Annotated in this window: 24 protein-coding genes and 2 other RNA genes; 1 reads left to right on the forward strand and 25 read right to left on the reverse strand. The window is 58.9% G+C overall.

What is annotated here, in order from left to right; genetic code table 11:
* Positions 1-146: 146 nt before the first annotated feature.
* From ACTG2G_RS05680 to ACTG2G_RS05770, 19 genes are all read right to left on the reverse strand, one after another.
* Positions 147-494 carry a DUF6527 family protein gene (locus ACTG2G_RS05680; protein WP_439985265.1) on the reverse strand — a complete coding sequence of 116 codons (348 nt, stop codon included), beginning with the start codon at positions 492-494 and terminating at the stop codon, positions 147-149.
* 3 nt (positions 495-497) lie between these two features.
* On the reverse strand, positions 498-920 hold the full coding sequence (locus ACTG2G_RS05685; protein WP_439985266.1) for a phage virion morphogenesis protein: 423 nt from the start codon (positions 918-920) through the stop codon (positions 498-500).
* Positions 921-1,013: 93 nt separating this feature from the next.
* Positions 1,014-2,303, reverse strand: coding sequence for a PBECR2 nuclease fold domain-containing protein (locus ACTG2G_RS05690; protein WP_439985267.1), 1,290 nt, complete (start codon positions 2,301-2,303; stop codon positions 1,014-1,016).
* Positions 2,303-2,899, reverse strand: a complete 597-nt coding sequence (locus ACTG2G_RS05695; RefSeq protein WP_439985268.1) for a phage portal protein family protein — start codon at positions 2,897-2,899, stop codon at positions 2,303-2,305. Before ACTG2G_RS05695 ends, ACTG2G_RS05690 begins: the two co-directional genes overlap by 1 nt.
* Before the next feature lie 4 nt (positions 2,900-2,903).
* Entirely contained in the window at positions 2,904-3,878 is a 975-nt protein-coding gene (locus ACTG2G_RS05700; protein WP_439985269.1) for a phage portal protein family protein, read from the reverse strand.
* Positions 3,878-5,431, reverse strand: a complete 1,554-nt coding sequence (locus ACTG2G_RS05705) for a terminase large subunit domain-containing protein (RefSeq protein WP_439985270.1) — start codon at positions 5,429-5,431, stop codon at positions 3,878-3,880. Before ACTG2G_RS05705 ends, ACTG2G_RS05700 begins: the two co-directional genes overlap by 1 nt.
* Positions 5,431-6,006 (reverse strand): DUF3486 family protein, encoded by a 576-nt coding sequence (locus tag ACTG2G_RS05710; RefSeq protein WP_439985271.1) that lies wholly within the window; start codon positions 6,004-6,006, stop codon positions 5,431-5,433. The genes ACTG2G_RS05705 and ACTG2G_RS05710 overlap by 1 nt, the downstream gene beginning before the upstream one ends.
* A 2-nt stretch (positions 6,007-6,008) precedes the next feature.
* Positions 6,009-6,305, reverse strand: coding sequence for a VpaChn25_0724 family phage protein (locus ACTG2G_RS05715; RefSeq protein WP_439970771.1), 297 nt, complete (start codon positions 6,303-6,305; stop codon positions 6,009-6,011).
* Positions 6,302-6,604, reverse strand: coding sequence for a DUF2730 family protein (locus ACTG2G_RS05720; protein WP_081042918.1), 303 nt, complete (start codon positions 6,602-6,604; stop codon positions 6,302-6,304). The genes ACTG2G_RS05715 and ACTG2G_RS05720 overlap by 4 nt, the downstream gene beginning before the upstream one ends.
* A complete protein-coding gene (locus ACTG2G_RS05725) occupies positions 6,585-6,812 on the reverse strand; it encodes a TraR/DksA C4-type zinc finger protein (protein ID WP_136501540.1) in 228 nt (75 codons plus the stop codon). The genes ACTG2G_RS05720 and ACTG2G_RS05725 overlap by 20 nt, the downstream gene beginning before the upstream one ends.
* Before the next feature lie 10 nt (positions 6,813-6,822).
* On the reverse strand, positions 6,823-7,044 hold the full coding sequence (locus ACTG2G_RS05730) for a hypothetical protein (RefSeq protein WP_058059549.1): 222 nt from the start codon (positions 7,042-7,044) through the stop codon (positions 6,823-6,825).
* Positions 7,037-7,339: a hypothetical protein gene (locus ACTG2G_RS05735; protein ID WP_244775100.1), complete on the reverse strand. Its 303-nt coding sequence runs from the start codon at positions 7,337-7,339 to the stop codon at positions 7,037-7,039. The genes ACTG2G_RS05730 and ACTG2G_RS05735 overlap by 8 nt, the downstream gene beginning before the upstream one ends.
* Positions 7,336-7,911: a glycoside hydrolase family 108 protein gene (locus ACTG2G_RS05740; RefSeq protein WP_323912636.1), complete on the reverse strand. Its 576-nt coding sequence runs from the start codon at positions 7,909-7,911 to the stop codon at positions 7,336-7,338. The genes ACTG2G_RS05735 and ACTG2G_RS05740 overlap by 4 nt, the downstream gene beginning before the upstream one ends.
* Positions 7,912-7,991: 80 nt before the next feature.
* Positions 7,992-8,225, reverse strand: coding sequence for a hypothetical protein (locus ACTG2G_RS05745; RefSeq protein WP_127007477.1), 234 nt, complete (start codon positions 8,223-8,225; stop codon positions 7,992-7,994).
* A gap of 381 nt (positions 8,226-8,606) precedes the next feature.
* Positions 8,607-9,044, reverse strand: a complete 438-nt coding sequence (locus ACTG2G_RS05750) for a Mor transcription activator family protein (protein ID WP_058059553.1) — start codon at positions 9,042-9,044, stop codon at positions 8,607-8,609.
* Positions 9,034-9,660, reverse strand: a complete 627-nt coding sequence (locus ACTG2G_RS05755; protein ID WP_439985272.1) for a gp16 family protein — start codon at positions 9,658-9,660, stop codon at positions 9,034-9,036. The genes ACTG2G_RS05750 and ACTG2G_RS05755 overlap by 11 nt, the downstream gene beginning before the upstream one ends.
* Complete coding sequence (locus ACTG2G_RS05760; protein WP_439985273.1) at positions 9,657-9,827, reverse strand: hypothetical protein; 171 nt, start codon at positions 9,825-9,827, stop codon at positions 9,657-9,659. The genes ACTG2G_RS05755 and ACTG2G_RS05760 overlap by 4 nt, the downstream gene beginning before the upstream one ends.
* Positions 9,814-10,050 carry a hypothetical protein gene (locus ACTG2G_RS05765; RefSeq protein WP_224967834.1) on the reverse strand — a complete coding sequence of 79 codons (237 nt, stop codon included), beginning with the start codon at positions 10,048-10,050 and terminating at the stop codon, positions 9,814-9,816. The genes ACTG2G_RS05760 and ACTG2G_RS05765 overlap by 14 nt, the downstream gene beginning before the upstream one ends.
* Before the next feature lie 53 nt (positions 10,051-10,103).
* An RNA gene (locus ACTG2G_RS05770) (hammerhead ribozyme type II) lies at positions 10,104-10,166 on the reverse strand.
* Between the two features lie 68 nt (positions 10,167-10,234).
* On the opposite strand from ACTG2G_RS05770, the gene ACTG2G_RS05775 reads away from it, so the two are divergent.
* Positions 10,235-10,435, forward strand: coding sequence for a hypothetical protein (locus ACTG2G_RS05775; RefSeq protein ID WP_439985274.1), 201 nt, complete (start codon positions 10,235-10,237; stop codon positions 10,433-10,435).
* A 78-nt stretch (positions 10,436-10,513) separates the two neighbouring features.
* On the opposite strand, the gene ACTG2G_RS05780 is transcribed toward ACTG2G_RS05775, so the two are convergent.
* The 6 genes from ACTG2G_RS05780 to ACTG2G_RS05805 all read right to left on the reverse strand — a co-directional run bounded on the left by ACTG2G_RS05780 (position 10,514) and on the right by ACTG2G_RS05805 (position 12,175).
* Positions 10,514-10,583, reverse strand: an RNA gene (locus tag ACTG2G_RS05780) — hammerhead ribozyme type II.
* Between the two features lie 7 nt (positions 10,584-10,590).
* Positions 10,591-10,785, reverse strand: a complete 195-nt coding sequence (locus ACTG2G_RS05785; RefSeq protein ID WP_058059558.1) for a hypothetical protein — start codon at positions 10,783-10,785, stop codon at positions 10,591-10,593.
* Positions 10,786-10,799: 14 nt separating this feature from the next.
* The gene (locus ACTG2G_RS05790) at positions 10,800-11,420 is read right to left on the reverse strand and encodes a DUF3164 family protein (protein ID WP_439985275.1); all 621 of its coding nucleotides are present in this window, start codon (positions 11,418-11,420) and stop codon (positions 10,800-10,802) included.
* A gap of 10 nt (positions 11,421-11,430) precedes the next feature.
* A complete protein-coding gene (locus ACTG2G_RS05795; RefSeq protein WP_076495035.1) occupies positions 11,431-11,610 on the reverse strand; it encodes a hypothetical protein in 180 nt (59 codons plus the stop codon).
* Between the two features lie 11 nt (positions 11,611-11,621).
* The gene (locus ACTG2G_RS05800) at positions 11,622-11,924 is read right to left on the reverse strand and encodes a hypothetical protein (protein WP_439985276.1); all 303 of its coding nucleotides are present in this window, start codon (positions 11,922-11,924) and stop codon (positions 11,622-11,624) included.
* A 20-nt stretch (positions 11,925-11,944) separates the two neighbouring features.
* On the reverse strand, positions 11,945-12,175 hold the full coding sequence (locus tag ACTG2G_RS05805) for a hypothetical protein (protein WP_182932664.1): 231 nt from the start codon (positions 12,173-12,175) through the stop codon (positions 11,945-11,947).
* Positions 12,176-12,225: the final 50 nt, after the last annotated feature.

Consider the following 12,225-nt stretch of genomic DNA (forward strand, 5'->3'; position numbering starts at 1 on the left):
TACTGCAACAGCAGGGGTGGCGGCGCTGTTTAATGGTGTTTAAACGCTCTTTTGCCGTGCGAATAGCAGACGGGCCATGCCATCGTAGCAGCACAAGGCCCCAAAACGCGCTCAGGAGCATTCAGGACGTTTCGTTATCTTCCCGCTCAACCTCCTATTTCCCTATGGGCTGTTATGGGTAGCAATGCCACAGTCTGACCCGCAAGATCATGGGAGCAGTCAGAGAGAAATTGCGCTTCCCCATCGGTTACCCACGTATGGCATCGGTGGAGGTGTGTTTCTGATAAGATGCTCGGGCGTAGCGTCGGCTTGTCCGTATCTCCATTCCATGACCAGCACCCTGTGCCATCGCGTGTCCCACGCAGAATAACGGGCAGATAGCGCTGAGGTAGCGGCCCCGGCATATTCAACTCTACATGCGTAGCTTCGCTTACGGGGCATTCAAAATACCCTTGCCCATACACCAGCTTTACTGGTTTGGCTTTCATTGCCATTTGTTATTCCTCAAAGTAGGCCCCCACCAAGTCGAGCACCTGTTGCAAGTCGGTGGGTGAAGCCCCTAACCAAACACGCTCCGGCACACCTAAGCCTAACTGGTGATATTCACCGTACCCCATCGGCGTGCCGAAATAGAGTGCCAGCGGATCTACCTGATAGTTGAGCATATCCCTTAGGTAGTCATGCTCTCGCAGTATCAAGTCGTGCCCTTTACGCTCGATGGTCTCCTCGGAGAGGGGCTGCCAAGGAGTACCGTCAGGGGCCTGCTCTACCTGCCAGCGCTTTTGGTGGCTGATCAAAAACATTTCCCCGATATCTGCCAGCACCGGGCTCAGGTCACCAGTCTTCTCATAATACAGCTGTAGTTGTTCGAGCACCGGCTCATAGCCCGATGGGGTAATGGTGAGAAATGCCCCTGCCATGTTGCCTCCTTTATCATGTTACCGTCATACTTAACTCGATCCGAGACGGGTGCGGGCCGCCGCTATACCTGAGCAGGAGAGCCCGCCCGGCGGTCAGGGAGTGAGGGCCTCACCTTCTGTGTGAAGCAGTTGCCCAATCCGCTGGCGGTTTACATACTTCAAGTCGGACGTGCCAATCAGCGTCCACGCAGTCAACACTCCCCTTACAGCATTAAACGCCACCAAGATCGCCTGGTCTTTTCTCACCTGGTAAACCGTGACAAACCGAGTGCGTAGCACTATCTTGCCGGTTCCTTGATGCTGCTCGAAGCTCTGCCAGATCTCTTGCGGGTTGGTCAGCGCATCCATCAGCAAAGGCAGATACGCGGTTCGCTCAGCCTCGATGTGCGCCCCCAGCACTGATGCATCGACCAGCACAGTGCCAACTGGTGTGGAGATCAGTACCTCATCTGCCCCTAGTGCAGACTGCACCGCCTTGATGACATCCGCTTGGTCAACCGGTTGTTGCAGTGGTTGAGGCAGCTCCCTTGAGGTCAAACGCTCCGGGCGCTTTGTGCTCTGCCAGTTTCCCTTGCTCAGGCTCTGCCAAGCACTCCCCTTTTCCCCTTGCCACTGAGCAAACTCTTCTTGGGCTAATCGACGGCCAAACTTGGCCTCACCGACCGAGTAGTCAAAGCCGGGGTCTATCCCCTTCGGCACCTGCAGTACCTCGCCGGTCTTCTTGTTCACGTACTCATAGGTACCATCATCTGGCGCCTCGCCTATCTCGATCCCCTTGAGCCGGGCCCGTATCTTGGAGTATCCCTCAACCCGGCACTTGCAGCCCCAGCCGTTCTGGGGGAAGTGCGCCCGCCACCAAGGGTCATCCTTTGACAAAGTCAGTCCGTTCCAAGATAGGTGTAACTGACGGGGGTTGCGGCTGTCGCCGTGGTGATATACCCAGATAGGGAACTGCTGTAACTGCTGCCAGCGGCCCGCGTTGTAGGCTTGCCGAACGTTGGTGTCATAGATCACCTTCGTCCGCCAGGCCATCCCGGCCTCGCTCCCCTCGCCCCTGAAACCTGTCCAACCCCGCTTGGTAACAATGTCTTTGAACTCATCACGAAACTCCGCAAGGCTCATGCCCTCGGAAATAGCCTTGTCCACGCTCTGGCGCAAGTCACAGAGCAGATCGTCTTTCATGGCTCCCGCCACGGTGAAGGCAGTGGCATGCTGCCCTTGCCAGAGCGAATCCCACGCATCACCCTTGACATTGACCTTGTCGCGGAAGTAGTCGATCGCCTGCTGGAAATACTGGCTACCAGAGCGGGCATCCATCGGCCCCTCCGGGCCGCCCATAAACGGGCCAAGGCTCTGGCGACTGCGTTTGGTGCTTTCTGCCATTATGCCTCCTCAGACGAACCCACATCCGCCATTCCAGCCAGCTCAGCAGCAACCAGCGCACGCTGCATCAACATAGCCAGCTCCTCAGTCGGCAACTTGCGATAGCGCTCAAGCAACCGATCTCGAAACTCATCGAGCGAGTTAACTTCGCCCAGCAGATGCTCGACCTCTTGCGTCCATCCCTCTATCGCATCCTCCCCGGCTGCGCTTAACCGACCTGTCAGCAGGTCTGCCCGATCCTGCATCTGACGCTCTGCAGCCAGCGCGGCCAGTCCCTTTGCCTTGAGCGCGGCGTCTCCCTGCCCGGCCTGTTTGTCCACGATGATCAGTACCTCTTCCCCCTCTTTGGGGGCCGGGATCTGCAACTTATCCCGCACCCACTGCGCCGGGATCTGCATTCCCATCCCCACCAGGGCCCGCAGCGGATACGCCAAATCGCGCATATCCTCCGGCTCGGTCACATCAAACTCCAACCGGGGGCAACGGCGCGGCCCCTGGTAGCTCTTGCCGTTCAGGGCATAGAGCGGATAGACCAGATCGCGGGTCAGGGTAGCGGCCAACTGACGCAGGTCGGCATCCCGTACCTCCTGACGCACCTCGTTATGGACATTGCCCAGGGCATTGGTCGAGCTCTTGCCATCGGCTTGTGAGGTCAGGGGTGCCCCCCAGGATGGCCTTGCTCATGGAACGCTCGCACCAATCCATCATCACCACGAAGGGATCAGCCTGACCGCTGGCGGCGTTCTCGAACTCAATCTCCATCCCACGCGGGATAATGCCCCCGGCGTTATGACCGATGGAGAGCACCGCCTGCAGCAGGGTAGCCTTCTCTTTCTCGGTCGCCCCTTCCGGGTATTTCCCCAGCCGCACCGGCAGGCCGTAGATCTCCAGAAACTCGGCGAGATCCCGCACACTGTAGTTCTTGAACAGGAACGGCCAGACCAGGGTGCGGACAAGGCCGGTACGGGCCAGATACCCCGATTTGGACTTGGCCTTGTGCAGCAGCCAGCCAAACGGGTTGAGGGCAACCCCTTCCTGGCTGCCGTCTCGCAAGCGCAGCTGATTGCGATCGTCCGGGTGGGTCTGGAACCAGGCAGGGTCGCGCCAGATGATACCCTTGGGGATTTGCAGCCCCTCGACCATCTCCCAGCCGCTGAACTCCTGGGCACTGAACCCCTTGAGGATCCCGTCGGTGGCGTCAAAGATGGCATCATCCAACCAGGTGAAGTCCTCCAGCAGCTCCCGGATAAGCTCGGCATCGCGCTTCTCGGCCGGTGTGGCGTTGCGGGGTGGCTCGATTGTCCAGCTCACCCCAAGCAGGGCACGGCGGCGTTTGCCGAGCTCGCTCTGCAGGTGGGCATCCTTCTCCTCCATGTCTTCGGCCAGCTCGCACTGTGCGATCAGGCCCCCTTCCTCGGCCTCTTTCAGCGCCGCAGCCGCTTTGCCGGGGGTCAGCCCGATGGTCGGGTGATCGCTGTAGTGACGGCGCAGCTGGGCCAACTTGGCATCGTTCTCGGTCTGCGGCTCTTTTTCCAGACTCATGGCTTTGCCATGGATATCAATGATCCTGCCCATTACCAGGCTCCTCGCTCATATCGGTGATAGTCATCGTTGTTGTCGCTGCCATGGTCATCACGTTTACCTGGTAGTGGGGTGAACTCGATGGCGCCCCCCTCCATCCAGCTAGCCCGCACCGCCATGGCCAAGGCCACCGCAAAGTCACCGTGGCGCTGTTGGCCCCCTTGGCCGGTGTTCTTGCCCTTGTCGATCTTGGGGATGCCGTTGATGACCTGGATTTTCCCCAAGTCATCCTGCACGTCTGCATGGCGCGGGATGGTCAGGTTGCCATCCTCAAATTCTGCCTTGAGCTTGGGCATCCACTCCCGATACCAAGGGTCATTGAGCATCACACACTCGATCATGCTGGCGCCCCAGCGCAGTCTGGCAGCCTCTGCCAGATAGCCGCCGTTACCGGTGGCATCGAAGGCCGCCGCAGTGAAACGGTGCAACCCCTGCAGCAGGTAGAACAGGATCTGGCGCTGACTCTCATAGGGGGCATTGACCAGCTCCACCACAAAGGGCACCTGTTTGCGCAAGTTGGTGGCGATGGAGAGCGGCACGAACACCGACAAGTCCCCCTTGCGGGCGAAGTCCTCTCCAAACGCATGGCGGCAACTGCGATCGAGTGCTTCCAGACAGGGCTTGAGGTTCTCCTCGCACCAGATATCCACCACTGCCTTGCGGGTCTCCTCGCTCTGCAGTTCGAAATCTTTGGGGGCGGTAAAGCGCAGGATGGGGATATCCGGTTGCATCGCCCGCTCGATCAGGGTGCGCTTGATATAGACGCCGCTGCTCTGCTTGGGTACGCAGAAATACTCCTCAAGGGCATCCTCTTCGGTGGCGGTGGCCTTGAGCAGCCCCGCCTTCCAGGCGTCCTCTGCTTCCTGTGTCCAAAGGCCGCCCTTGACCTGGCAGATCCGGCGATAGAGCCCCTGGCGGCAAGCATCGTCCAGGCTGATGGTATGGATGGAATACTCTTTACGGCCCGCTCGGCTGTCGTTGATGAGCTGGTTAAACAGGTTATCGACGCCGTTATGGGTACTGATCAACCGCACCTTGGCGCCCCACATGGTCAGCGCCATGGCGGCCTTCAACACCTCGGCCAGTCGGTCGTGGAAAGCGGCCTCGTCGATGGTCACATTGCCCTGCATCCCCCGCAGGTTGGAGGGGTTGCTGGAGAGCGCCTGCACCTTGAAGCCCGAGGCGAAATAGACCACGAAGGTGAGGATCGCCTTGTCCTCGTCGTCGGTGAATACCTCCTCCTGGATCTCACCGGCCGCCTTTTTGTACGCCTTGGCCCACATCGCCACCGCATCGATAAACTCGCGGGCCATCTCCTTGTTACTGCCCACATAGAAGTGGTGGCAACCCCCGGCCGTTTTGGTCTTGGATGCCGTCAGAGCCGCATCAGCCGCCTCCGCCCAGGTGATACCGGTACGGCGGCTCTTCTCGGCAATCTTGAGCGGGCTCTCATCAGCGATCCAAATCTTCTGATAGGGCAGCAACACCTCGTTAGGGTTGTATTCAGTACCCAGGGTCTGGGCCAACTGCTGGGCGATCGTGCTCATCAGGCAATCCCCAGGATTTCGCGGCGAATCTCGGCGGCGGCTTCACCGCTCAAGCCCGCCTTGGTCACGATGGCTTCGGTCTTGGCTGCGATCTCTTCGGCAAATGCCTGGCGGATCTCTTTCTCCCGCTTATGACTCTGCATGGCGGTCGATTCGAGCCGCTGAGCCGCCAGCATGGCGTTCTTCAGCATGTCGATATCCACCGCCTCCTCCGGGTTCTGCACCTGAGCCAGCATCGCCTTGAACAGCTGAGAGCGACCCAGCTCCAGAATGAGCTTGGTGGTCTCCCCCATCGGCTTGTCGCCAAGCTGGGAGGTCAAGGCGGCCGTGGTTTCACGCAAATCCCGCAGGTGCTGGCCGACCTGTTCAACCTGGCTGGCATGACGGCTTAACCCGGAGCGGGAGAGCTTGAGCTCATCGGGCAACCCCGCCTCCTCGATCAGGCCATTGATCTCATCCAGGATGTCGGCCTGGCTGTTGCCCTTGTCCCGCAGCATCTCGTTGAGCGCGTTGCGGATAGACTCAGGCAGCAGCCACACCTTGCTGGCGCGGCCTCGGGTCGGTTTCTCGGCCATGCTTAATCCTCCGCTCGGGGCTTCTTGACACCGGGCACCGTTGCCCGGCCCTCTGCCGTGTCCTGACCCCGACCGGTCAGGTGAGCCACCTGCACCGTGGCCAGTCGCTCGATGCGCACCAGCCCCTGCTCTTCCAGCCAGGCCAGCAGGGTCTTCACCCGATCCCGCGTCACCCGGCCGGTACCCAGCTGGTCAAGGCAGTCATTGAGGATTGACTCGTTGGCGGCACCACCGATATCCAGCAGGGAGCGCAGGATCACCAGCCGCTGCTGGGCGTCCAAAATCGCTTGAATACTCATGCCTTCTCCTTGAGTTCATTTTCCAACAGCAGATCGGCAAGGCGGCGGGCTTGGCGCAGCTCCGGCTTTACCTCCCGCAGCTCCCCCCGCAGCTCGCTTATCTCCAACTGCAGCTTGTGCAGCTCACGCTCACTCGGCAGATCAGCCAGCACCTGCTCCACCCGCTGCACTCTCTGCACTAGGGCAGTGAGGTCTTCACGCTTGGCGTAGGTCTTGGAGAGCAAGATGATGACCACCAGACCCACCAGGCTGGCCAACGCATAGAGCGGGCCCCAGTTCTTAACGATGAATTCCCACACGGGTCGCCTCCTTGCGCTCATACAGGGTCTGGCACTCGATACAGCGCTCGGCACCAGGCTCGGCTGCAAGGCGGGAGGGCGGGATGGCTTCGTCACAATCGCAACAGATACCATCGCCGTGTGGCCTTGCCCTGTTCTGGTGGGCTTCGATAATGCGCCCAGTCCGATCGGCATCGGCCAGCTGGGCACGGTCTATGAGGTTTGTCACATGACCTCTCTTACTTGACGGTATGGGTCGCCTTGATGCGGCCCCAGATGGCGAGCAGGCCACCCACCGCACTGGCCAGATCCACCAGGGTGGATGCCAAGCTGGCTTGGGTACCCGCATCGACCGGCACACCGAACAGGCCCGCAATACCGGCCCCCACGGCAATCACACCACCGATCACGGTGCGGCTTTTGAAGGCAGACTTCGCTTGAGGTAACAGGGAATCAGGCATGATGGACTTCCTTTTGTTGAGGTTGGGAATGACGGGCACGGGCCCGCAGGCGATCCAGTTCGGTCACCGAACGCCACCCTTTCTCGAACAGGGATTGACGGGTCTGGTGGTGGCTATAGAGCGGGATCGCCTTCGGGTCAGCGATCTGATTGGCCAGAGCGGCCTTGAGATGGGCTTTGCGCCCATCCTTGAAGCAAGCGAGGTAACGGGGGTTCTTGAGCTCAGGAATGCCAAAGTAGCCCGCAGCCTGGATCGCGGCCGCCGCCTTCTGTTGCTTGATGGACAGCACGCTCATGCCACCACCTCGCCAACCACGTCGGAAAGGAGGTAGCTCTGCAGACGCAGCAGCCGGTTGATCCAGCCATCGGCATTGGCCCACTGGCTCGGGTCTTTGCGCACAATGCCGTGCATGAAGCTGGCCCGCTGCATCATCAGCGCCAGCAACAACTGGCCCTCGCCCTTGGCCCCCAGTTGCTGCTTGAGTCTGCCAATCGACACCGGGCCAAGGCGACCATCTGCCATCACCCCCAAGACCTGCTGCAGCTGTTGGATGGCGCGTTTCGGCCCGTGATGCACCGCTGCATCAAACACGGCGATAGAGAGGGCCGGGCTTAAGCTCGCAATCAGGTCACAGCGGGCGGGCATCCAGTAGTTCTGGCGGAAAAAGGGCTCAGTATGGGCAGGAGTCAGATCACCGATAGCGATATCGGGCACCCCATCCCGATCGAGGTCGGCCATGCCGTCCTTCTTGCCATCGGCGGCATCGGCAATGCCGTACTTGGTATGACCACCACGGTCGGCAGGATGGTTGACTTCGCCCCCTTCCACATCGGGACGAAGCAGCCATTTAAGTGCGAGTGATAACATAAAGGCCCCTCGGTTAACTGCGTTATCAGCAGCGTACCGAGGGGCCTCTATGGCATGGGTTTATGGTGGGTTAGTGTGAATTACTGTTCTGGATAGTGGCCATGCTTGAGCTTATACAGCTGGTCTTCTGCAGATCGCTCTGATGGGTTACTTATGCGCTCAAACAGCGCCTCTGTTTCTTGCTTAATCCGGGTTTCACGCTGCTGGTCTGACTCCAGAAAGCCAACACGCTGCAGAGCAGCAACCCCCAAGGGGTAACGTGAACGAGCCCCAATGATGGGCATATTCAGCAATTCATCGGTATTGATAAACATCTCGCTGAATCCAGCGGACAACCGGCCAACAAACAACGGGCCTTGGTATGTAGACCCTCTGACAATATGAACGTGAGCCAGAAACAGCACAATACCCAACAACAGCAGAGATCCCAACACGGGTACCGGGCCAATACTCCGATGGCGCTTTCTTGGCACCACATGCGGTTTTACTGGCCTAGCCGCTTCGACGGGGTCAATCAACGCACCATGACAGACAGAGCAAGCATTGGCTCCATCATCCTCCAAGTTACCGCACTGGCTGCATGAACGTAACACCGATAGATTCCTCCTTGAATAATCCATCATCAACGCTAATTGAGTCGTCACCAAATGAAAACCCCGCCGCAGCGGGGTTTCTCTTTAATGTGAGTCGCATCTCTATTGATAGCCAAACAGGTCAGGTTGATGGCGGCGGCGGGTCAGTTCGCGCTGTTCGGCCACCACCGCATAGGTCTGTGGCACTGAGAGGCCATGCTTACGGGCCAGCACATCGATATTCCGCCCATTGAACTCGTCCCAGATAGCCCGGTCACGCAACGCGGCCTTGAGATGATCCCCGGTGGGGATGTAGTAGGCACGGCCCCCCATGTAATGGGCCTGTACCAGCGCCAACTTGCGGGCCTGAGCCTTGGCCAGCTCTGGCTCCATTCCCCCTCTGACCAACTCGCAGGCCAGCACATCGACCAACTCGGCCAGGGCTTTGGGCCATTTGGCCGTCAGTTCGGTGGTCGGGATCTGATCCAGGCGATCGACAAGCTGCCCCAGCGACTCATGATCATCGGCGAACAAGTCCAGATTCTCAGCGTTAGCGTCCATCATTCATCTCCTCAAACGCCGCCACAACGGCCTGATAACCGGCCACTCGCCCGGACTTCTCATTGGTGGGGACGGTTTTCTCGGCCGCGACAAGGCGGGCAACCAGCTCCCGCTTGTGCCAGTTTTTCAGTGACTCAAGCACCTGGTAAGCCAACCCATCGGTGAGCCAGGCCACCTCTGCCACGCCGATGCCGTTGTTAAGCCGCACCGTTTGCCGCTCAACATAGTGATTCAAGGCCGTCTCACTGCCATCGCGCAGCAGGCCATGGCGGTGCATGGTGATCCATACAGCCCGGATCACGTTTATCTCGGCGGTTTTGGCATGAGCCCCACGGGCCGGGCTTAAACGCTTGTGCCCTTCCGCTTTAACAGCCCCTTTAACAGGGCGTTTAACCGTCGGTTTAAACCCTGCCCCCTTCATAGCCAGCAGCACCTTGTCCAGCTCCGGGATCGTCAACTCGGCCGCCGAACGCTTGCCACTCTGCTGCTCCAGCAACGCCCTATAGGTCTCCTCATCGAGCCCCAGGGTACGCCTGCCAACCTGAACCAGACGGATCAGGCGGGTACGATCACCACTCTGCGCAGCATTTGGCTGATTGTTAGCTAAGGTGTTCAATTCCCCCTCCCCGTCTTTTTCATCCAGATTTGCCCGGCCGCCATCACGTCAGGCCCACTACGCAACTGAGGGCAATGGCTATCGAGCCACTGCTCTGCCTGCTGCTGGCTCAGGTTGCCAAACTTCATCACGTAGGCCAGCAGTCGTTGCCAGTTAGACATGGCCATGGCTGGCCTCCAGCGCCACCGCTCTGGCTTGCTGCAGTTCAGCCACCAGTTGCCAGCGCATCTGGCTTGCTTCCCCCGCTAGGGCAAATAGCCCTTGGGCGCGGGCCTCTCGAATAAACTGTTTGAGCTGTTTGCACACAGCCCGTTTTTCAGCTGCCGCCAGTGCAATGGCTGCGGTGCTGAATATCTTGGTAAGCCGAATATCCATCTCTGTTTTAGTCATCGCCGTGCTCCTTTATTGGCGGTGAACGCCTGGGCCGCTCTTTTCCACACATAAGTCGGCTGCTCATCAGTGCCCGGCCACCACGCCGGGCAGACGCCCCTCAAGGCGTTTCGCAATGCCAAGTTGCCCTGGCGGTTTCACTCCGGCATGGTTAAAGCGCCAACCCAACCACAAGGAGTACGTTATGACCGATGCCAAACTCTATGAGCTGGCTGTTCAACTCGCTGCCGCCGAAATTCAGTGCGGCTTTATTGGCCAGGCTACTGTCGGCCGGGATATTCAGATTGAGGAGCGGATTGCGTTTTTTCACGATCTTCTGCGTCAGCAGTGGCGGGAACGCCATAACGTGGAAAATATTGAACCCTTCCCCCCTGTGACCCCCTGATATACACCGCTTCACCACTGCTCTGACTGGGGGTAGGCATACGGCCCTCAGTCTCTTCCACCTTCTTGTCCATCTGTCCTCCGGCTGCTCATCAGTACCCGATCACCACATCGGGCAGACAGGGCGGCATTGCCGCCCTGTTTCGCATCGGGCCGTTACTCGAACTGCAGTGGCTTCGCCCCTTCATACTCTTCGGCATTGAGGGGGGCAGGCCCCAGCCCCAGCGCCCAGAGCAGAGCGGCCTTGATGCCATCCTCATAGGTGTCGTCGGGGTAGCAGGTGCCCTCTGTTTCAGTGATCTGCTCACAGAGCTGCAGTTGCTCTTCGGCCATATCCACGTTGATTTCCATCGCGTCTCCTCCCCTTACAACTTGGCCAGATCCAGGCTCATCTGGATGTAACGCCCCTGGGCGTCACGCTCATAGAGCCGCAGGTATTGGCTGGTTCCGGTCACCTGAATGGCATCGGCGATCGCTTGCATGGCCTGCTCCCAGTCGGCGTCTTCGATGTTGAGCTGACGCAGGGAGAGCACCTGGTTAACGTCGATATGACCGGCTTTGGAAACCCGAAAAGCGTGGTCAACCAGGGCCCGCAGTTTAGGACTGGCCCCATCGCTCCAGCGGGCGATGCACTGGTCAATCAGCACCTTGGCAGCCTGGATCCGTTCATCAAATTTGCGGTGCTCCCCCACCGCCCGGATCAGCTTGTAACGGCCGTCGAAACTGAGCAGGGTCACGTTGCCCTTGGCGCCGCCCCACGCCACGCCGTACTGCTCGGATGACAGGTCAACAAAGTCGTTGATCTGCTGCATGGCGCCAATTTTGAAGGCGGCCAGCTGCGAACGCTGCTCGCGGGCAGCCGCAATGATGCCCATCACCACTTCATCACGCAGCTTGTCAGCTGGGGCGATCAGGTGTTCCGGTACCCAGTGCCCTTGGGCGTTCTGGCGCATCGGGGTGGTACTGCCGGTTTGTGCTTCTTGCATAGGGTTCTCCTTAATGGATCTTGTTGCTGCCGGGCATCTGATAGCACACGGCGGCAGCCTGCTGTTTCGCTGGGCCGAGTACCTGTTCTTCCAGGTGAGTCGCACGGCAAAATTCGAGGAACTTGGGTAATTGACGCAGCACGACCTTGGCCAGTGCTTCGTCTTCGATATCGAGCTCTATCTTGGCCATCTCAGTTCTCCTTACTGGCCGCTGTTTAGCACTAGGTCAAATTCACCTTTCTCAATCGCTGCCAATACTCGATATCCATTTACAGCCGTCTCCTGGCTTTCACTTTCCATCGGTACCCAACACTTCTCTTGCCGGTTGAACTGCATGATGGATTTTTCTGCATTGAGCCTTCTGATATCAGCCATTACGGTTTGCTCTGATATCCCAAATATCTGAATAGCCATCTCTTTCACGAAATATCGATAGAAATCCAAATTGGCTCTGATATAGGCCAACCGTACGATCTTCATTTGCCGTTCCGTTAATTTGGTCATGTCCAATTCCCCTTGTTAGATTACTGGCGCCAGTGCAGCAGGCAGCCGCCAAAGCGCACCAGGGCGACCTCCCGAACCACGCCAGCCAAGCATTCGCGGCTTAACACGGCGCGGTCTTTCATCGCCTGTGGCAAAGGGCCAGTGACGGCCAGCAGCGGGGTGTGGCGCACTTGGCTGGTGCGGACTTCACATCCCTTGGCTGTCAGCCACCTGCTGAGCTGCTCGGCGGTGTTTTGCAGATTTTTTTTCATCCCGTTCTCCTTGTGATTCATCACCGGGCCCACTGCCAACAAAGAGCCCC

It is taken from the genome of Aeromonas sp. 55A, assembly GCF_051919665.1.
Lineage (GTDB): Bacteria > Pseudomonadota > Gammaproteobacteria > Enterobacterales > Aeromonadaceae > Aeromonas > Aeromonas veronii.

Bases quoted from the DNA above. Each gene is read 5' to 3' on its own strand.
- ACTG2G_RS05680 (WP_439985265.1), bottom strand. From the start codon at position 494: ATGGCAATGAAAGCCAAACCAGTAAAGCTGGTGTATGGGCAAGGGTAT.
- ACTG2G_RS05685 (WP_439985266.1), bottom strand. From the start codon at position 920: ATGGCAGGGGCATTTCTCACCATTACCCCATCGGGCTATGAGCCGGTG.
- ACTG2G_RS05690 (WP_439985267.1), bottom strand. From the start codon at position 2,303: ATGGCAGAAAGCACCAAACGCAGTCGCCAGAGCCTTGGCCCGTTTATG.
- ACTG2G_RS05700 (WP_439985269.1), bottom strand. From the start codon at position 3,878: ATGGGCAGGATCATTGATATCCATGGCAAAGCCATGAGTCTGGAAAAA.
- ACTG2G_RS05705 (WP_439985270.1), bottom strand. From the start codon at position 5,431: ATGAGCACGATCGCCCAGCAGTTGGCCCAGACCCTGGGTACTGAATAC.
- ACTG2G_RS05710 (WP_439985271.1), bottom strand. From the start codon at position 6,006: ATGGCCGAGAAACCGACCCGAGGCCGCGCCAGCAAGGTGTGGCTGCTG.
- ACTG2G_RS05715 (WP_439970771.1), bottom strand. From the start codon at position 6,305: ATGAGTATTCAAGCGATTTTGGACGCCCAGCAGCGGCTGGTGATCCTG.
- ACTG2G_RS05730 (WP_058059549.1), bottom strand. From the start codon at position 7,044: ATGCCTGATTCCCTGTTACCTCAAGCGAAGTCTGCCTTCAAAAGCCGC.
- ACTG2G_RS05735 (WP_244775100.1), bottom strand. From the start codon at position 7,339: ATGAGCGTGCTGTCCATCAAGCAACAGAAGGCGGCGGCCGCGATCCAG.
- ACTG2G_RS05740 (WP_323912636.1), bottom strand. From the start codon at position 7,911: ATGTTATCACTCGCACTTAAATGGCTGCTTCGTCCCGATGTGGAAGGG.
- ACTG2G_RS05745 (WP_127007477.1), bottom strand. From the start codon at position 8,225: ATGTTTATCAATACCGATGAATTGCTGAATATGCCCATCATTGGGGCT.
- ACTG2G_RS05750 (WP_058059553.1), bottom strand. From the start codon at position 9,044: ATGGACGCTAACGCTGAGAATCTGGACTTGTTCGCCGATGATCATGAG.
- ACTG2G_RS05760 (WP_439985273.1), bottom strand. From the start codon at position 9,827: ATGGCCATGTCTAACTGGCAACGACTGCTGGCCTACGTGATGAAGTTT.
- ACTG2G_RS05765 (WP_224967834.1), bottom strand. From the start codon at position 10,050: ATGACTAAAACAGAGATGGATATTCGGCTTACCAAGATATTCAGCACC.
- ACTG2G_RS05775 (WP_439985274.1), top strand. From the start codon at position 10,235: ATGACCGATGCCAAACTCTATGAGCTGGCTGTTCAACTCGCTGCCGCC.
- ACTG2G_RS05785 (WP_058059558.1), bottom strand. From the start codon at position 10,785: ATGGAAATCAACGTGGATATGGCCGAAGAGCAACTGCAGCTCTGTGAG.
- ACTG2G_RS05790 (WP_439985275.1), bottom strand. From the start codon at position 11,420: ATGCAAGAAGCACAAACCGGCAGTACCACCCCGATGCGCCAGAACGCC.
- ACTG2G_RS05795 (WP_076495035.1), bottom strand. From the start codon at position 11,610: ATGGCCAAGATAGAGCTCGATATCGAAGACGAAGCACTGGCCAAGGTC.
- ACTG2G_RS05800 (WP_439985276.1), bottom strand. From the start codon at position 11,924: ATGACCAAATTAACGGAACGGCAAATGAAGATCGTACGGTTGGCCTAT.
- ACTG2G_RS05805 (WP_182932664.1), bottom strand. From the start codon at position 12,175: ATGAAAAAAAATCTGCAAAACACCGCCGAGCAGCTCAGCAGGTGGCTG.